Source organism: Microbacterium sp. Leaf179 (assembly GCF_001423785.1).
In the GTDB taxonomy this organism is placed as follows: Bacteria; Actinomycetota; Actinomycetes; order Actinomycetales; family Microbacteriaceae; genus Microbacterium.
Map to the genome: position 1 here is coordinate 152,341 of NZ_LMPH01000003.1, position 17,051 is coordinate 169,391.

Sequence of the window (17,051 nt, forward strand, 5' to 3'; positions counted from 1 at the left end):
GAGGGCGGTCGGGCGACCGCGTCGGGCCGGGACAACCCTGTCGGGTCGCCGCGGGGGAGCCGACACCGGTTCTCATTCCCGACTACCGCGATGACACGCAGCCCCCGCTGTGCGCGGCCTAGCCTGTAACCATGCACGATCACGCGCCTGCCGGCGGCATCCGCGATGCCGGCAACAGACGTCTGCTCACCATCGCTCTCACCCTGACCGCGACGGTCATGGTCGTGCAGATCGTGGGGGCGATCCTGTCGGGCTCGCTCGCCCTGCTGGCCGACGCGGCGCACATGTTCACCGACGCGGCCGCGCTCGTGGTGGCGCTGATCGCCACGGCGATCGCCGCCCGCCCGGCCGATGACCGCCGCACCTTCGGATACCAGCGTGCCGAAGTGCTCGGCGCGCTCGCGAACGGCGTGATCCTCATCGCGCTGTGCGCCTGGGTGGGCGTCGAGGCCGTGCAGCGGCTGCTCGCGCCGGCCGACGCCGAGGTGCAGGGCGGGCTCATGCTCGTCGTCGCGACGGTCGGCATGATCGCCAACGCCGTGTCGATGTGGGTGCTCGGTCGCGCGCAGAAGCGCAGCATTAACGTGCGCGGCGCGTATCTCGAGGTGCTGGGCGACCTGGTCGGGTCGATCGCGGTCATCATCGCGGCGATCGTGATCGTGACCACCGGATTCGCGCAGGCGGATGCCATCGCCTCACTGCTCATCGCGGTGCTGATCGTGCCGCGTGCCATCGGTCTTCTGCGCGAGGTCGTCGTCGTGCTCACCGAGTCGGCGCCCGTCGGCGTGCACGTGGCCGAGATCCGGCAGCACCTGCGCGAGGCCGACGGCGTGGTCGACGTGCACGACGTGCACGTCTGGCAGCTCACGCGGGGCGCGCCGGTGTTCAGCGCGCACGTGATCGTCGACGACGCGGCGCTGTCGGACGGTCGCGCCGCCGCGATCCTCGCGACGCTGCAGGGCTGCCTCGCCGAGCACTTCGACGTGGAGCACTCGACCTTCCAGCTCGAGCCCGCCGGGCACGTCGAGCGCGACTCACAGCACGCGTAGAGCCGGGGATCCCGCCGGGCTCGGCCCGGGTCGGCGAGGGCGCGCATACGCCCGGGCTCCGCGCTCAGCCGGCCCGTGCTCAGACCTCCCGCACCACCTCGCCCGGATCCTTGTCGGGCCGCAGACCCCGCCAGCGTGCCTGGCGCAGGATGCCGCCGGGGGCGAACTCCGCGAACTCCACCTCGGCGACGAGTTCGGGCCGCACCCACAGCGCGTCGCGGGCGTCGGCGGCGGGCACCCCCACGAACGGGTCGGTGTCGCTGCCGAGCGCGCCGAGCACCTCGCCGAGTCTGGCCAACGTCTGCTCGCCGAAACCCGAGCCGACGCGGCCGGCGTAGTGCAGGCCGTCGGGTCCGGGAACACCGACCAGCAGCGACCCGATCGTGCCCGAACGGTTTCCTTTGCCCGGGCGGACGCCGCCGATCACGACCTCCTGCGTGCGAGAGTGCTTCACCTTGAGCCACTGTTCCGAACGCTCGCCGCGGCGGTAGGCCGAACCGGGGTCCTTGACCACGACGCCCTCGAGCCCGAATCGGCCGCTCGTGGCCACGGCGGCGTCGACGTCGTCGAACACGGGCGGCACGACGACGGGGTCCCCGGCATCCTGCGCCAGCGCCTCCAGGATGCCGCGCCGCTCGGCCAGCGGCAGGACGGCGACGTCGCGCTCGCCCACCGAGAGCACGTCGAACAGGTACAGCTGCACCGGTGTCCGCCGCGCTTCGCGCTCGATCTCGCGGGGCTGCGCCAGGTTCATCCGCTTCTGCAGCAGGGGGAAGCTCGGGCGCCCCTGCGCGTCGAGCGCGACGATCTCGCCGTCGACGACCGCGGGCTTCGGGCCGAGTCCGAGGTCGACGGTCGTGAGTTCGGGGTAGGCGGCGGTGAGGTCGTTGCCGTTGCGCGATCGCAGGCGCAGCCGCTCGCCGTCCCAGAGACCGATTCCCCGGATGCCGTCCCACTTCATCTCGACCCACGGCTCGCCCCAGCGGCCGGCGGCGGCTCGGGCGATACCGGCCGTGGCGGCGGTGGACAGCATGGGGCGCAGCTGCGCGGGGCTCGGGGGACTCGGCGACGTCGAGGTACGGGGCGCCGGCTCGGGCGCGGGCTCCGGCGCCCGGTCGCTCTCCGTCGCAGTCACCGTCACCGCGGCGCGATCCGCACGGCCGTGATCGAGGGCCACCACCGGGTCGCCCTCGCTCTGCGGCCGACCCTCGGCATCCGTCTTCATCCGGTGCAGCAGCCACTGCGACTTCTCGCCCGCGCCCTCCGTGCGGATGAGGGCCAGACGCACTCGGCCGAGCGGCCCGTCGGGCCCGCCCTCGAGTGTGGCGATGACTTCGTCGTCGCGCCATTTCTCGAGCTCGTAGGTGCCCGTGTCCCACACCGTCATGATGCCGGCGCCGTACTCGCCGCGGGGGATCTCGCCGGCGAAGTCGAGGTACTGCATCGGGTGGTCCTCGGTCATGACCGCGAGGCTGTTCCTCGCCGTCGTCGGGGGGACGCCCTTCGGCACGGCCCAGCTGACCAGTACCCCGTCGTGTTCGAGTCGCACGTCCCAGTGCAGGCGGGTGGCGTGGTGCTCTTGGATGACGAAGCGGGGGAGACCGTCGGGTGCGACGTCGGCGTGCGGGGCACCGGGCATGGGCTCGGGGGTCGCGCCCGCGGTGCGCTTGGAGATGTACGCACGAAGGGGTCCCGCGTCGCGCTCGACCGGCGCGAGCGGATCGCCGGGGCGATCGAGCACCTCGGTGAACAGCAGGTGACGCAGGCCCGGGTCGTCGAGCTCCTCCCACGTGCGCGGGGCGGCGACGGTGGGGTGCGATCGTCCCCGCAGCGAGTACGGCGCGATCGTGGTCTTTGAGCCGTTGTTCTGGCTCCAGTCGATGAAGACCTTGCCGGGGCGCGCGGACTTCGACATCTGACTGACCACCAGGTCGGGGTGGTCGGCCTCGATCGCCCGGGCGAGTTCTTTCGCGATGGCGCTGGCGGCGTCGCTGGACTGGCGGCCGTCGAGGTGCGCGTAGAGGTGGATGCCCTTGCTTCCGCTCGTCACCGGCAGGGGGTCGAGACCGATGTCCTGCAGGATGACGCGTGCCCACCGGGCCACCTCGGCGCACTCGGCCAGGCCGACGCCGGGTCCGGGGTCGAGGTCGAGTACCAGGCGATCGGGGGGGAGTTTCTCGCCGTCGGGCGAGAACCGCCACTGCGGCACGTGCAACTCGAGGCTCGCGACCTGCGCCAGGTAGACGACGGTGGGCAGATCGTCGACGAGGGGGTAGTCCTTGGCGCCCGAGGAGTGGTCGATCGGCAGGCGCCGCACCCAGGCCGGCGCTCCGGGTTCGAGGGCCTTGGCGAAGAAGGGCTCGCCCGGGTCGGCGTCGGTGCCGACGCCGTCGGGCCAGCGCTTGCGCGTGACGGGACGATCCCGCACGTGGGAGAGCAGTCGAGGGGCGATGCGGGAGTAGTAGTCGATCACCTCGCCCTTGGTGGTCCCGGTCTCGGGGTACAGCACCTTGTCGAGGTTCGACAGACGCAGGCGGCGTCCGCCGATGCGCACCGTCTGCTCCGTCATCGCCCCAGCGTAGGGCGGGAAGGGCTCCGGATGCCGAGGGGCTTGCGAGATCGCACTCCGGTCGGTGCCCGGGCTGCGCGGGGTGGTCGATACGGGGGCGAGGTCATCCCGTCGCGCCGGACCGGCGTCGTTCGGCCTCGAGGTGCAGTCGCTCGAGCTCCGGGGCGAACACGTCGAAGGGCCCGCGCGCGACGACTCCCGGAGCGACGTCGGAGATGGCGAGGGGCCGGATCGGCGAGGGGGCTGCGCCCCACGAGGACCGCCACGTCGTCAGCTGCGCGGTCGAGCCGGCGAAGACGATGGGACCGAGCCCCGCCCATGCATGAGCCGCGGCGCACATGGCGCAGTGCTCGCCCGAGGTGTACACCGTCATCGATGCCCGCTCCGTCGCCGAGTACCGCGCGACCGCCCACCGCACGAGGGCGATCTCCGGGTGCGCGGTGGGATCGCCGCCGCCGATGGTGTTCCTCTCCTCCCGGAGTAGGTGCCCGTCACCGTCGACGAGCAGTGATCCGAAGGCGTCGTCGCCCGCGTTCACCGCCTCCGTCGCCAGTTCCAGGCAGCGCTTCAGTGCGTCGATGTCGTCCACGGGTTCCTCTTCTCCGGATCGTGCCGCTGCGGGCGGGGCACGCGTTCGCGCGTACCGTGTCCATCTTGTCGTCACGGAGCCGGGGCGGGGTCCGCCGGTCGTCGAACGAACCGGGGCCCCCTCGTGACGCAAGGTCTCGGCATCCACCGTCGTTTCGGTGTTCACTGTTCCCATGCGATCGATCTGGAAGGGCGCCCTGACCTTCGGCCTGGTCAACGTGCCCGTGAAGGTGTACTCGGCCACAGAGGACCACGACGTCTCTCTGCACCAGGTGCACAACAAGGACGGCGGGCGCATCCGGTATCAGCGCATCTGCGAGGTCGACGGCGAGGTGGTGCCCTACGCCGACATCGATCGCGCGTACGACGATGGCGAGCAGACGGTCGTGCTGACCAAAGACGACCTCGCGTCGCTGCCGAGCGAACGCAGTCGCGAGATCGAGGTGGTCGAGTTCGTCCCCAGCGATCAGGTCGATCTGCTGACCCTCGACAAGGCGTACTACCTCGAGCCCGACTCCTCGTCGCCGAAGGCGTACGTGCTGTTGCGCAAGACGCTCGAGCAGACCGACCGCACCGCGATCGTGCGCTTCTCGCTGCGTCAGAAGACGCGGCTCGCGGCTTTGCGCGTGCGCGACGATGTGCTGGTGCTGCAGACGCTGCTCTGGGCCGACGAGGTGCGCGAGGCGGCATTCCCCGCGCTGGACGAGAGCGTGCGCATCTCGGCGAAGGAGCTCGAGATGTCGGCCTCTCTGGTCGAGAGCTTCTCGAGAGACTTCGACCCCGAGGAGTTCACCGACGAGTACCAGGCCGAGCTGCGCACCCTCATCGACGCGAAGCTCGAGCAGGGCGACGCCATCGACACCGCGGCGACCTTCGGCGAGCAGGAGAGCGACGACGACGGCGGCGAGGTCATCGACCTCATGGAGGCCCTGCGCGCGAGCGTCGAGCGCAGCCGCGCAGCCCGCACCGAGAAGGCCGACGACGCGCCGGCCAAGAAGGCGCCGGCGAAGAAGAAGAGCTCGAAGGCGTCCTGATCAGCGCGCGGGCTGGTCGCCGTCTTCGAGCGTCTTCGGGTCGAGCGTGAGGGCCTCGGCCTCGGCGTGCGTCACGACTCCGTGGCCCGCGGCGGCGTCGCGCTTGGCGGCGGCGCGTTCGCGGAAGTAGTGGATGCCGATGAACACGACCGTGCCCGCGACGGCGGCGAGCAGGATGACGTCGATGTACTCCGTCACGATGTCGCGGATGAACGGGATGTATCCCACGACGTAGCCGAGCATGGTGAGGCCGATGCCCCAGATGATGGCGCCGATGAGGTTGTACAGCGTGTACTTGCGCCACGGCATGTGGCCGACGCCGGCGGCGATGGGGGCGAACGTGCGCACGACGGGCACGAAGCGGGCGAGGATGACGGTCAGACCGCCGAACCGCTCGAAGAACGCGTTCGTGCGCTCGACGTTCTTCCTGCTGAAGATGCCGGATTCTTTGCGCTCGAAGATCGAGGGCCCGGCCTTGTGCCCGATGTAGTACCCGACCTCACCGCCGATGAAGGCGGCCACACCGATGGCGAGCGCCACCCACCAGGCGTTCAGTCCGAACACGCCGTTGGGTGCCTGCGGGGTGGAGTGCGAGAGCAGCCCGGCCATGATCAGCAGGGTGTCGCCGGGCAGCAAGAAGCCGATGAGCAGACCGGTCTCGGCGAAGATGATGAAGCACACGACCAGCAGCGCCCAGGGCTGCGAGTTGGTGATGATCGTCGCGGGGTCGAGCCACGGGAGCAGCGCGCTGGTGGTGTGGATCACATCGGTCCCGTCGGGTCGGAGTATCGGTGCGGGGAGCAGCGAGAATCGTGCGGAAGGGGGGACTTGAACCCCCACGCCCGAAGGCACAGGAACCTAAATCCTGCGTGTCTACCGATTCCACCACTCCCGCGAATGGGTTCATTCTAGGTCCGCGTGAGCGGCGCTACGTGTGAAGCGGCCCCCAACCGCCGCGACCTCACCCGCGGGTGGTGCGCGGGGGCGACACGCCGGGGGAATGCGGGCGTCGACCGCGTGCTTGTCTTCCGCATGAAGGCGATCACGTACTCCCAGCCCGGTGACTCCTCCGTTCTCTCGCTCGCGGAGCGCCCGCTTCCCGAACCCGGCGCGGGCGAAGTGCGCGTGCGCATCGTCGTGTCGGGGGTGAACCCCACCGACTGGAAGGCCCGGGCCAGCACCGACCGGCCGCTCGCGTTCGACGAAGTGACGCCCAACCAGGACGGGGCGGGAATCGTGGATGCCGTCGGCGACGGCGTCGAGGGTCTCTCGGTGGGCCAGCGGGTGTGGGTGTACCTCGCCGCGCACCAGCGTCCGACCGGAACCGCGGCCGAGTACTCGGTGCTCCCCGCCGAGCGCGCCGTGCCCCTGGCCGACGCGGCGTCGTTCGAGCTCGGCGCGAGCCTCGGCGTTCCCGCGATGACGGCCCATCGCGCCCTCACCGTGCACGAAGACGGCCCGTCGCGCCTCGCCCCGGGCGCCCTGTCCGGGCGCACCGTGCTCGTGCAGGGCGGGGCGGGAGCGGTCGGACACGCCGCCATCCAGCTCGCCGTCTGGGCCGGAGCCACCGTCATCGCCACGGTCAGCAGCGACGCGAAAGAGGCGCTCGCGCGCGCGGCCGGCGCCCACCACGTTCTGCGCTATCCGAACGAGGCGCTCGCCGACGGCATCCGCGAGCTCGCTCCGAACGGGGTCGAGCACATCGTCGAGGTCGCCATCGCCGACAACGCCGGTCTCGACGTCGAGGTGATCGCGAACCACGGCACCATCGGGTACTACGCCGACAACGGGGGCGATGCCTTCACGGCGGCGGTGCGCGCGAGTTTCGCCAAGAACGTCCGCTGGCAGGGCCTGCTGCTGTACACGGTGGGCGAGCGCGCGCTCGCCGCGGCCGCCGAAGACGTCTCGGCCGCGGTGGCGGCCGGAGCGCTGCCGGTGGGCGAGGAGGCCGGACTGCCCCTCAGCGGGTTCCCCCTCGACCAGACCGCCGCCGCGCACGACGCCGTCGAGTCGGGTGTCACCGGCAAGGTCCTGATCCGCGTGGCCGACGAGGACTGAGCCCCGGCCGACGCGCAGCGCAGCGGGACGGATCGTCCCGCCCCGAACGACGACGTCCCGCCGGGATCACGCACCTCACGGTGCGGATCCCGGCGGGACGGTCGTTCCGGGGCCGCGCGTCTCACGCGGCCCCGGTCCTCGTCACTGCTGCGGACGTCGGCGGACGACGGCGGTGCCGGCGGCCACGATGACTCCGAGGGCGAGCATGCCGATGCCGATGGCGGGCAGCGGCGAACCTGCGACGTCGGAACCGGTGCGCGGCAGGTTGCCGCCGGGGCCGTTCGCGCCGGGACCCGTCGTCGCCGTGGGCACCGGGCTCGGCGTGGCCGTCGGCTCGCCCGTGGGCTCACCCGTGGGCTCGGGCGTCGGCTCGGTGGTGGGGTCGGGCGAGGGCTCGCCGGGCGTGGGCTCGGGAGTGGGCTCCGGATCGACGGCGGCGTCCCACGCCAGGGCGAAGGCGGCGTGCCCGATCGCGGGAGTGAAGATGTCGATCGAGTCGCGGTTCACGTTCGCGAGGGTGTCGTCGACCGTGTGGTAGTTGCGGTCCATGAAGACCCCGGGGGTGCCGCCGAAGAGCTCGGCCTGCTCGTCGGTCTTGATGTCGTCGCCACCCGAGAACAGGCCGCCCGAGGGGATGCCGTTGTCGATGAACGCCTGGTAGTCCGAGCGACCCGAGTACTCGGAGTCGATCCACGGCTGTTCGATCGAGTCGAAGTAGTCGGTGTAGATCTTCTCGATCTCGACCGAACCGTCGGGGATGGTCACCCCGTCGGCGGGGAACGTCGAGCGATCGGCGTCGTAGACGCCCACCGTGAAGTTCTCGGAGCCGATCATGTCGTAGTTGAGGTAGGCCGAGATGCGCGCGAGTTCGGCGGGGTCGTTCTGCACCAGGTCGTCCACGTAGGCGGTCGAGCCGAGCAGGCCGATCTCCTCGGCGCCCCAGAGCGCCAGACGGATGCGCTTGTCGTTGGGAACCTCGGATGCCGCGACCTTCTCGGCCAGGGCGAGCACGGCGGCCGAGCCCGAGGCGTTGTCGTTCACGCCCGGGCCTTCGGCCACGCCGTCGAGGTGCGCGCCGATGACGACGGTGTCCTCGGGGTCGCCCGCGATGCTGTCGGCGATGACGTTGAAGGTCTGTGAGACGAGGAACTGCTTCTCGATGACGGCGGTGGCCTCGACGGGCGCGTCGGCGGCAGCGGCCTCGACGAGAGCGGCGAGCGTGTCGCCGGCGGACTGGGGAAGGGTCGCCGCGGGGGAGTCCTCTTCGTTGCGGGGACCCGAGCCGACGTTGGTCAGCTGGTCGTCGGGCGAGACGCCCTCTTCGGCCGGCCGTTCGTTGTTGTAGACGAAGACGCTGCCCGCTCCGGCGGCCGAGGCGAAGTCGATCTTCTCCTCGAAGGTGCAGACGCCGCGCTGGACCAGCACGATGGCGCCGGCGGGGACGGTGGCGTAGTCGGTCGCGGCGCAGCCGATGTGCGTGCCCTCGGCGTCGAGGGGCAGCGCCAGAGTCGCGGTGTACGGCTCGTCGGTGCCTTCGCTGTTGTCGAAGTGCGAGCCGGTGTAGGTCGTGCCATCGACGGTCAGCGAGGCTTCGCCCAGCTCGGAGTACGGCACGTCGAAGGTCTGCCGCGAGACGGTGAACGCCCCGGTGCCCTCGAGGATCTGCTCGGCGTACTGCGCCGCAGCCTCGTAGCCCGGACCGTTCCAGGTGCGGTAGCCCTGATCGGCGAACGACTCGGTGATGTCGGCCAGCTCGGTCAGGTGGGTCATGACGTCGGCGCCGGTGAGGCCGAGGTCGTCGGGGGCCTCGCCGGGGGCGGGTGCGGCGAACGCCGCGGGGGCGATCATCAGGGCGCCGCCGACGAGAGCGCTCGTCGCCAGCACGGCCGACGCGCGTCGAGCGCGTGAGGCAGTGGGGTGCAGGGTGTTCCGGGGCACGATGGGGAAACCTCTCCGCGGGCACCATCGCCCGCTTCATCCAGGGGGAATGACACGTCACCGTGAAAATGGCGATCGCGTGACCGATTCTCATCGGAAATTCATCAGATGGCCAGAGTCCGCCGGATTTTTTACCGTCCCGAAACACGTCCCCGAGGTCGTCGGGGTATCGGGCGGCGGCCGTTCCGGCGCGCTCCCGCGCGTCAGGGGCGGCTTCGCGGGACGTACCGCGGCACCCATCGCACGAACCCGATCGCGCCGAGCAGGGCGATGAATCCCATGGCCCCCACGCCGACCGACAGCGAGACGAGCGCTGTCAGAGCCGACACCAACAGGGGGGCGATCGCGCCCCCGGCGTCGGTGAGCGTGCGCCACGAACCGAGGAACGCGGCCGGCTCCGTCGGCGGGGCGATGTCGGCACCCAGGGTGAGCAGGATGCCGCTCGACAGCCCGTTGCCGACGCCGAGCACCGCGGCGAACAGGGCGAACCACATCTCGGCGGTGCCCAGATCGTGGGTGAACGAGAGCGCGAGGAATCCCGCCCCCATCAGCACCATCGCGGGCAACGCCGCCCACAGGCGCCCGAAGCGGTCCATGACCTGGCCGCTGGCGTAGAACAGCGCGAAATCGATGGCGCCCGAGACTCCGACGACCACGGCGATGGTCCCGGCATCCAATCCCAGCGACACACCCCAGAGCGGCAGCACCACCTGACGCGCCGAGCGGACGGCAGACAGCGAGGCCGCCGCGAGACCCAGGCGAGCGAGCACACCGCGGAAGCGCCACATCGTGCGGAACACCCCCACCCGCTCGACGACGGGAATCGCTCCGGTCACCGGCTCACCGGTGTCTTCGGCCTCGCGGGAGTCGGCCTCGCGGGAGTCGCCCTCGTCGCGTCGGCTCACGGAGCCTGCGCCCACCGGCACGGCCTTCTCGGGATCGGGGCCGAAGAACACCAGGAGGATCGTCGCAACCTGGCACACGGCGAAGAAGACGATGGATGCCGTCTCGTCGCCGAAGATCCCCAGCAGCGCCGCCGAGATGAACGGCCCGACGAACATCCCGAGGCGGAAGGTCCCGCCCAGCAGCGACAGCGCACGAGCGCGGAAGTGCAGGGGAACCCGGGTGGTCATGAAGGAATGGCGCGCGAGGGCGAACGCCGCGGCGCAGAATCCGATGAGGAACACGGCCGCGGCGAACAACAGCAGGGAGTTCGCGAAGACCACCCCGGTCAGACCGCCCAGGATCACGATGCCGGCGACCCCCATCGTCAGGCGCTCGCCGAATCGCGCGACCGCCCATCCGGCGGGGATGTTTCCGCAGAGCTGGCCCACGACCAGGGCCGCCGCCACGAGCGCGGCCACCGCGACGTCGGCCCCCAGGCGGTCGGCGATCACCGGGATGAGGGGGATGACGGCCCCCTCGCCGAGGGCGAACAGCAGGGTGGGACCGTAGATCATCGGCGCGAAGCGCACCAGCACGTTCCGGGGAGAGTCGGCTGTCACCGTCTCCACGATAGGCTGAATCCAAATGCTCGAACTCGATCTGACCGCCGACATCCAGGCTCTTCGCTCGACCTTCGCCGATATCCAGGCCGTGGTCGACGTCGATGCACTCACCGCCGACATCGCTCGCCTCAGCGAAGAGGCCGGCGCGCCCAACCTCTGGGACGACGTCGACAACGCTCAGAAGATCACCAGCCGTCTCAGCCACCGCCAGTCCGAACTCAAGCGCGTGACCGAGATCGAGCAGCGCCTCGACGACCTCGAGGTGCTCGTCGGTCTCGCGATCGAGATGGACGACGACGAATCCGCCGACGAGGCGCGGCGTGAGCTCGCTTCACTCAAAGACGTGATCGGTCAGCTCGAGGTGCAGACCCTCCTCGACGGCGAGTACGACCCGCGTTCGGCGGTCGTCACGATCCGCTCCGGCGCCGGGGGCGACGACGCCACCGACTTCGCCGAGATGCTGCTGCGCATGTACCTCCGCTGGTGCGAGCGTCACAAGTACCCCGTGAAGGTCATGGACACGTCCTTCGCCGAGGGCGCGGGCATCAAGTCGGCCACCTTCGAGGTCGACGTCCCCTACGCCTACGGCACCCTGTCGGTCGAGGCCGGCACGCATCGCCTGGCGCGCATCAGCCCGTTCGGCGGCGCCGACAAGCGCCAGACGAGCTTCGCCGCGGTCGAGGTCATCCCCGTGATGGAAGAAGCCGTCGAGGTCGAGGTCCCCGAGGGCGACATCCGCGTCGACGTCTTCCGTTCGTCGGGCCCCGGCGGACAGTCGGTCAACACGACCGACTCCGCCGTGCGCATCACGCACCTCCCGACCGGCCTCGTCGTGTCGATGCAGAACGAGAAGTCGCAGATCCAGAACCGTGCGGCCGCCATGCGCGTGCTGCAGACCCGACTGCTGCTGCTCAAGCGCGAAGAAGAGGCCGCGAAGAAGAAAGAGCTCGCCGGCACGATCACCGCGAGCTGGGGCGACCAGATGCGCTCCTACTTCCTCTACGGCCAGCAGCTCGTGAAAGACCTCCGCACCGGGTACGAGGTCGGCAACCCCGCGGTCGTCTTCGACGGCGACCTCGACGGGCTCATCGCCGCCGGCATCCGGTGGCGCAAGCGCAAGGACGACGACTGATCCGCGACCCCCGCGGTCCGAGAGTCCTGTGGATGCCGTCACCCCGGCATCCATAGGACTCTCTCGGTTTGCGGACACGGCGCGTCCTGTCGAGGTCGTCGGGGCACCCGCTTAGGCTCATCGAGCCATGATCCGGTTCGAGAACGTCACCAAGCGGTATCGCGGCACCGCGAAGCCCGCCCTGAACGCCGTCGACTTCGAGGTGCAGCGCGGGGAGTTCGTCTTCCTCGTCGGTGCCTCGGGTTCCGGCAAATCGTCGTGCCTGCAGTTGATCCTGCGCGCCGAGACCCCCAGCGACGGTCGTGTCGTGGTGCTCGGTCGCGACCTGCGCACGCTGTCGAACCGCAAGGTTCCCTACTTCCGTCGCCACATCGGCTCGGTCTTCCAGGACTTCCGCCTGCTCCCGAACAAGACCGTGCATCAGAACGTGGCTTTCACCCTGCAGGTCACGGGCGCTTCGCGCGGGTTCATCCAGCAGGCCGTGCCCGAGGTGCTGGCGCTCGTCGGCCTCGACGGCAAAGAGAAGCGCCTTCCCCACGAGCTGTCGGGCGGTGAGCAGCAGCGCGTCGCGATCGCCCGCGCGCTGGTCAACCGCCCCCAGGTGCTGCTCGCCGACGAGCCGACCGGAAACCTCGACCCCGGCACGTCGATCGACATCATGCGTCTGCTGGCCCGCATCAACGCCGGCGGCACGACGGTCGTCATGGCGACCCACGAGGCCGGCTTCGTCGACCAGATGCAGCGTCGCGTGATCGAGCTGAGCGGGGGCGAGATGGTGCGCGACGAGCGCCACGGCGGCTACGGCGACACGTCGAGCCTGCCCCGCCTGGCCCCCGAGGTCGAGAAGGGTGCGGCCGCGGTGGCCGCCCTCACGGCCGTGCTCGAGGTGCAGCGCGAAGTGACCCACATCTCCGGCCCCGTCGAGCCCCTGCGCGGCCCCGAGGGCGCGCCGGCTCCGGCCCCGTCCGCCGAGCCCGCGGCGGCCCCGGGCGCCACGCCCGCCGTGACCACGCCGTCCGCCGACGCCCCGCGCGAACCGGGCACGAACACGCGCTCCATCCCGGTCACTACGCCGGACGTCGATGCCCTGGGCCTCGCCGATCGGCTGGGACTGGGCGAGAAGAAAGACCGCAACGACGAAGTGGGACCCACGTCATGAGGTTCGGGCTCATCCTCTCGGAGGCCTTCACCGGCCTGCGTCGCAACGCGTCCATGGTGATCTCGGTCATCCTGGTCACCTTCGTGTCGCTGACCTTCGTCGGCGCGGCGATGCTCATGCAGATGCAGATCGGCAAGATGCAGTCGTACTGGGCCGATCGTGCCCAGGTGGCGGTGTTCATGTGCGCGGCGGTGTCCGACGTCGACACCTGCACCCCGGGGCAAGCCGCGACGCAGGAGCAGATCGACGCCGTGAAGGCGACGCTCGACGGCGAGGCGCTCGCCCCGCTCATCCGCGACTACACCTACTCGACGAGCGACGAGGTGTTCGAGAACGCGAAGAGCCTGCTGTCCGACGACATCGCCGACGTGGTGACGGCCGACCAGTTCAACGCGACCTTCAGCATCAACCTCGTCGACCAGAATCAGGCCGACGTCATCTCGGAAGCCTTCGGCGGCCAGACCGGCGTCGAAGAGGTGAAGGACCAGATGCAGTACCTCGAGCCGCTGTTCCAGGCGCTGACGGTCGCGACCTACGTCGCCGTCGGCATCGCCGGTCTCATGCTCATCGCCGCGGTACTGCTGATCGCGACGACCATTCGCCTCTCGGCGTTCGCCCGACGGCGCGAGCTCGGCATCATGCGCTTGGTCGGCGCCTCCAATCGCTTCATCCAGACGCCGTTCATCGTCGAGGGCGTGTTGGCGGCCCTCATCGGGTCGGCTCTGGCGAGCGTGGCCGTCTGGGCGATCGTGGGGGTCGGGGTCAACCAGTACCTGCGCGACCGCATCGGCTTCATCACGTCGTGGGTGGGGCTGTCCGACGTCGCCTTCGTGATCCCGGTGATCGTGGTGATCGGCGTGATCCTCGCGGCGCTCAGCGCGAGCTTCGCGATCCGTCGCTGGCTGCGCGCATAAACCCCGCGTCGTTCGACATCGGATCCCGGATGCCGGTGACCCCGGCATCCTGTAGGCTGGAGGGCTCTGTGTGCCCATGATCATGAGGAGGTGGCACCATGCCTCGTGAGCAGGGTGAAAAACTGATCGCGTCGAACAAGAAGGCGCGCCACGAGTACGCCATCGAGAAGACCTACGAGGCCGGTCTCGTGCTGACCGGAACCGAGGTCAAGTCGCTGCGGCAGGGTCGCGCGAACCTCACCGACGGGTACGCCTACATCGACGGCGGGCAGGCGTATCTCGACGCCGTGCACATTCCCGAGTACTCGCAGGGTCACTGGACGAACCACTCGGCCAAGCGCACCCGCAAGCTCCTGCTGCACCGCGAAGAGATCGTGAAGCTCTCGCACGCGGTGTCGGCCGGCGGGTACACGCTCGTCCCGCTGCGGTTGTACTTCCTCGACGGTCGCGCGAAGGTCGAGATCGCGGTGGCCAAGGGCAAGCGCGAGTTCGAGAAGCGTCAGACCATCCGCGAACGCGAAGACAAGCGCGAAGCCGAGCGCGCCATGCGTACGAAGAACCGGCTGGGTGACTGAGGTCGGGTTCGTCGCGGTGACGTTCGTTGCCGCGGCGTTCGTGCGCGCTCAGCGCGCCTGGCTGCCGCGTGACGCGGTCACTCCGCGCGGAAGCGCCCCTCGACGACCGACCTCACGACGATCTCGGGTGGCTGCAGGCTGAACGACGGGCCGCTCGAGTCCGAGGCCGCGGCGAAGCGCGCCGACAGGTGTGCCGTCGGTTCCGGCCGTGCCCCGAGCAGGCCGGCGTCGGCGATCTCGACCGGTGACACGGAGGCCAAGCCCAGGGCGCCCGCGTACGCGCCCGCGCGCTCGACGGCGACGTGTACCGCGGCGGCGGCCACGTCGCTCTCGACGCGCACGCGTGTGGCAGGGGAGAGGCGCCATTCCACGGCGATGACCTGCACGTCGTCGGACTCGGTGACGTCGCCGAGCCACCACGACAGGGCCCCGGCGTCGGTGAACGTCGCCGACAGCTCGACGCTGGCGTGGTGCACGAGCGGCAGCTGCGCTCCGTCGCTGTTCCACGGTCGGTCCGACCAGACCGACACCCGAGCACTCGACCATTCCGACACCTCGCCGGAGCGCAGGTGCGCCACCAGGCCGTCCTGCACCGACGAGGCTCGTACCTGGGCGCCCTCGATCACGGGTCCGCGGAACGGCCCGTCGGTCGACACCGTCACCCGGACGGCGGCCTCTTCGGCGCGCACGCGTGCTTCGCTCTCTCCTCGGACGGTGACCACGACCTCGCTCATGCGGTGAGCATACGCGAGGGAAATTGCTGTTCCGCGGAGGAGATCGAGGGGGCGGGGTGCGGGGCCGCGCGTCGTGCCGACCGCCGCGGGGTCGCGTCGAGTTCCCGGCACCACCTCGCCACCGCTGCGGGCCACGCGGAATGCGCCGGGTGTCGGAGCGTTGTAGACTGTGAGGCTCCGGTGCTTCGGCATCCGGATTGGTAATTCAACAGCGTGACAGTGGCCGCTCCACACGGAGTTCACGGGGCTGATCGGTTTCGACAGCGTCTGCGAACCCGCGAGAAAGCGGGCCGAGGATGTGGGGTTATCTCGTAAACGCTCCCTGCAAAACAATAAGTGCCGATGCTAAGCGCACTGACTTCGCCCTCGCTGCGTAAGCGAGCCCGATAGTCCGTCAGACCGTGTGCGACCCCGCCACGGATCCTGGCGTCATTTAGGGGTCTTGCTGTGTGATGGCGTCTGGACGTCACACGGGACTTTTCCCAGGCTGGGCTTGTCGACTTAGGTGTCTGTGACAAAGGTCGGAGCCGAGTAGAACGTCTGCACAGACTGCGCCCGGAGAAAACGCGGAGACCCAGCGTTGGACGGGGGTTCGATTCCCCCCAGCTCCACGAGTCACTGTCACGTGAGAAAGCCCTCGTTCCCGCCCGTTTCGGCGGGGACGAGGGCTTTCTTGGTTTCGGGATCGAACCGAGCGCGTGGTCTGGGCGCTCAGGCGGCCGTGCGGGTGTGCACGTCGCTCTCGCCCGACACGTCGTTGAGTTCGAGGTAGACACGCCCCTCGGTGCGGGTGAGGGTGGCCGTGTTGCGCCGCTCGATGCCTTCGGAGACGCGCTCGACGAAGCCGGGCTCGAAGCTGTGCAGAAGCAGGTCCTCGGCGCGGTGGATGCGCTTGCCCGCCCACGCGGCGGCGACCTTCTCGGGGTCGCGGTGCGTGTAGACCACGGTGCGCTCGGCTTTCATGCTGCCGGTGTGCAGGCGGGCAGCATCCGGGGCACCTACCTCGACCCAGGCGACGATCGAGCCGGTCAGGTCGCGCACCATCACGGCGGGCTCGTCGGTGGCGGCGACGCCCTCGCTGAACGTGATGCCCTCTTCGTACTCGAGGCAGTACGCGAGCACGCGAGTCAGCATGTACGGGGCGGTCTCGGAGGGATGCCGCGCGACGCGCAGGGCCAGCTCCTCGTAGACGCCGCGGTCCACGTCGGACAGTTGCACGGTGAACGTGTGAATGGTCGCGCCGATAGCCACGAGGCTCGAGCCTACGTCAGGACGGGGTGGGGAAGAGGCTCGCGAGAAGCGGGGCGGTCCGCCCCGGTGGTCGATCGGCTGCGGGACGGTTGCCGCGCGTGCCACCCCGACCGTAGCGTCGAGGGATGCCAGACCCCCGCGCCGCACGGATCGACGTCGGTCCGTTCCACCTCGCTCCCACCCCGAACGCCGGAACCTGGACCGCCCTCGCGCGCCGTGGCACGGGGACCGGTCCCGGGCAGAGCGGGGGCGCGCCGGCATCCGGGATCACCGCTGCCGATGACGACGGGGAACGGGGTTCGGGTCTGCACGCGACCCAGCGGCCGGGGGAGCCGGCATCCGGGATCACCGCCTCGTGGGCGGATTGGGTCGCGTTCGCGCACCGCGTCGTGCAGGCGGACGCGCTGTGGCGCGAGGTCGAGGCGCGGGGCGACGCCTGGGACGAGGGGTTCGGGGCCGCGCGCGATGCGGCTGCGGTCAACCCGTACCGGTGACCGTCCGAGTGGACGCCCTCGACCGGGTGTACCGAGGCGGTGGGGCTG

15 protein-coding genes, 1 tRNA gene and 1 other RNA gene are annotated in these 17,051 nt (G+C 70.2%); 9 read left to right on the forward strand and 8 right to left on the reverse strand.

The window, feature by feature from the left end:
* Nucleotides 1-131: 131 nt before the first annotated feature.
* Entirely contained in the window at nucleotides 132-1,049 is a 918-nt protein-coding gene (locus ASF96_RS12200) for a cation diffusion facilitator family transporter (protein WP_055939705.1), read from the forward strand.
* Between the two features lie 79 nt (nucleotides 1,050-1,128).
* Here the strand turns inward: ASF96_RS12200 and ASF96_RS12205 are convergent, their stop codons facing one another.
* Together ASF96_RS12205 and ASF96_RS12210 are read right to left on the reverse strand one after the other, a co-directional pair.
* Nucleotides 1,129-3,618: an ATP-dependent DNA ligase gene (locus ASF96_RS12205; protein ID WP_055939708.1), complete on the reverse strand. Its 2,490-nt coding sequence runs from the start codon at nucleotides 3,616-3,618 to the stop codon at nucleotides 1,129-1,131.
* Nucleotides 3,619-3,721: 103 nt separating this feature from the next.
* Nucleotides 3,722-4,207, reverse strand: coding sequence for a deaminase (locus tag ASF96_RS12210; RefSeq protein ID WP_055939710.1), 486 nt, complete (start codon nucleotides 4,205-4,207; stop codon nucleotides 3,722-3,724).
* Nucleotides 4,208-4,379: 172 nt separating this feature from the next.
* Here ASF96_RS12210 and ku point away from each other — a divergent pair, with 172 nt between their 5' ends.
* A complete protein-coding gene (ku, locus tag ASF96_RS12215; protein WP_055939712.1) occupies nucleotides 4,380-5,240 on the forward strand; it encodes a non-homologous end joining protein Ku in 861 nt (286 codons plus the stop codon).
* On the opposite strand, the gene ASF96_RS12220 is transcribed toward ku, so the two are convergent.
* Both ASF96_RS12220 and ASF96_RS12225 read right to left on the reverse strand, forming a co-directional pair.
* Nucleotides 5,241-6,005, reverse strand: coding sequence for a DedA family protein (locus tag ASF96_RS12220; protein WP_055837845.1), 765 nt, complete (start codon nucleotides 6,003-6,005; stop codon nucleotides 5,241-5,243). It lies immediately after the preceding gene.
* 48 nt (nucleotides 6,006-6,053) lie between these two features.
* Nucleotides 6,054-6,135: transfer RNA gene (locus ASF96_RS12225), tRNA-Leu, on the reverse strand.
* Nucleotides 6,136-6,272: 137 nt separating this feature from the next.
* On the opposite strand from ASF96_RS12225, the gene ASF96_RS12230 reads away from it, so the two are divergent.
* Nucleotides 6,273-7,298 (forward strand): NADPH:quinone reductase, encoded by a 1,026-nt coding sequence (locus tag ASF96_RS12230; RefSeq protein ID WP_055939714.1) that lies wholly within the window; start codon nucleotides 6,273-6,275, stop codon nucleotides 7,296-7,298.
* A 141-nt stretch (nucleotides 7,299-7,439) separates the two neighbouring features.
* On the opposite strand, the gene ASF96_RS12235 is transcribed toward ASF96_RS12230, so the two are convergent.
* Together ASF96_RS12235 and ASF96_RS12240 are read right to left on the reverse strand one after the other, a co-directional pair.
* Complete coding sequence (locus tag ASF96_RS12235; protein ID WP_156458855.1) at nucleotides 7,440-9,236, reverse strand: M20/M25/M40 family metallo-hydrolase; 1,797 nt, start codon at nucleotides 9,234-9,236, stop codon at nucleotides 7,440-7,442.
* Between the two features lie 203 nt (nucleotides 9,237-9,439).
* A complete protein-coding gene (locus tag ASF96_RS12240) occupies nucleotides 9,440-10,696 on the reverse strand; it encodes an MFS transporter (RefSeq protein ID WP_055940024.1) in 1,257 nt (418 codons plus the stop codon).
* Between the two features lie 70 nt (nucleotides 10,697-10,766).
* Here ASF96_RS12240 and prfB point away from each other — a divergent pair, with 70 nt between their 5' ends.
* The 4 genes from prfB to smpB all read left to right on the forward strand — a co-directional run bounded on the left by prfB (nucleotide 10,767) and on the right by smpB (nucleotide 14,524).
* Complete coding sequence (gene prfB, locus ASF96_RS12245) at nucleotides 10,767-11,876, forward strand: peptide chain release factor 2 (protein ID WP_055939718.1); 1,110 nt, start codon at nucleotides 10,767-10,769, stop codon at nucleotides 11,874-11,876.
* 127 nt (nucleotides 11,877-12,003) lie between these two features.
* The gene (gene ftsE, locus ASF96_RS12250; protein WP_055939721.1) at nucleotides 12,004-13,035 is read left to right on the forward strand and encodes a cell division ATP-binding protein FtsE; all 1,032 of its coding nucleotides are present in this window, start codon (nucleotides 12,004-12,006) and stop codon (nucleotides 13,033-13,035) included.
* Nucleotides 13,032-13,949, forward strand: a complete 918-nt coding sequence (gene ftsX / locus ASF96_RS12255) for a permease-like cell division protein FtsX (protein ID WP_055836391.1) — start codon at nucleotides 13,032-13,034, stop codon at nucleotides 13,947-13,949. Before ftsE ends, ftsX begins: the two co-directional genes overlap by 4 nt.
* 98 nt (nucleotides 13,950-14,047) lie before the next feature.
* Nucleotides 14,048-14,524, forward strand: a complete 477-nt coding sequence (smpB, locus tag ASF96_RS12260) for an SsrA-binding protein SmpB (protein WP_055939723.1) — start codon at nucleotides 14,048-14,050, stop codon at nucleotides 14,522-14,524.
* 77 nt (nucleotides 14,525-14,601) lie between these two features.
* Here the strand turns inward: smpB and ASF96_RS12265 are convergent, their stop codons facing one another.
* A complete protein-coding gene (locus tag ASF96_RS12265; RefSeq protein WP_055939726.1) occupies nucleotides 14,602-15,258 on the reverse strand; it encodes an SIMPL domain-containing protein in 657 nt (218 codons plus the stop codon).
* A 243-nt stretch (nucleotides 15,259-15,501) separates the two neighbouring features.
* Here ASF96_RS12265 and ssrA point away from each other — a divergent pair.
* Nucleotides 15,502-15,872, forward strand: a transfer-messenger RNA (tmRNA) gene (gene ssrA / locus ASF96_RS16570).
* A gap of 97 nt (nucleotides 15,873-15,969) precedes the next feature.
* Here the strand turns inward: ssrA and ASF96_RS12270 are convergent.
* Nucleotides 15,970-16,509, reverse strand: a complete 540-nt coding sequence (locus tag ASF96_RS12270) for a YaeQ family protein (protein WP_055939728.1) — start codon at nucleotides 16,507-16,509, stop codon at nucleotides 15,970-15,972.
* Between the two features lie 125 nt (nucleotides 16,510-16,634).
* Here ASF96_RS12270 and ASF96_RS12275 point away from each other — a divergent pair, with 125 nt between their 5' ends.
* Entirely contained in the window at nucleotides 16,635-17,003 is a 369-nt protein-coding gene (locus ASF96_RS12275; protein WP_055939730.1) for a hypothetical protein, read from the forward strand.
* Nucleotides 17,004-17,051: the final 48 nt, after the last annotated feature.

Bases quoted from the DNA above. Each gene is read 5' to 3' on its own strand.
- ASF96_RS12200 (WP_055939705.1), top strand. From the start codon at position 132: ATGCACGATCACGCGCCTGCCGGCGGCATCCGCGATGCCGGCAACAGA.
- ASF96_RS12205 (WP_055939708.1), bottom strand. From the start codon at position 3,618: ATGACGGAGCAGACGGTGCGCATCGGCGGACGCCGCCTGCGTCTGTCG.
- ku (WP_055939712.1), top strand. From the start codon at position 4,380: ATGCGATCGATCTGGAAGGGCGCCCTGACCTTCGGCCTGGTCAACGTG.
- ASF96_RS12230 (WP_055939714.1), top strand. From the start codon at position 6,273: ATGAAGGCGATCACGTACTCCCAGCCCGGTGACTCCTCCGTTCTCTCG.
- ASF96_RS12240 (WP_055940024.1), bottom strand. From the start codon at position 10,696: ATGATCTACGGTCCCACCCTGCTGTTCGCCCTCGGCGAGGGGGCCGTC.
- prfB (WP_055939718.1), top strand. From the start codon at position 10,767: ATGCTCGAACTCGATCTGACCGCCGACATCCAGGCTCTTCGCTCGACC.
- ftsE (WP_055939721.1), top strand. From the start codon at position 12,004: ATGATCCGGTTCGAGAACGTCACCAAGCGGTATCGCGGCACCGCGAAG.
- ftsX (WP_055836391.1), top strand. From the start codon at position 13,032: ATGAGGTTCGGGCTCATCCTCTCGGAGGCCTTCACCGGCCTGCGTCGC.
- smpB (WP_055939723.1), top strand. From the start codon at position 14,048: ATGCCTCGTGAGCAGGGTGAAAAACTGATCGCGTCGAACAAGAAGGCG.
- ASF96_RS12265 (WP_055939726.1), bottom strand. From the start codon at position 15,258: ATGAGCGAGGTCGTGGTCACCGTCCGAGGAGAGAGCGAAGCACGCGTG.
- ASF96_RS12275 (WP_055939730.1), top strand. From the start codon at position 16,635: ATGCCAGACCCCCGCGCCGCACGGATCGACGTCGGTCCGTTCCACCTC.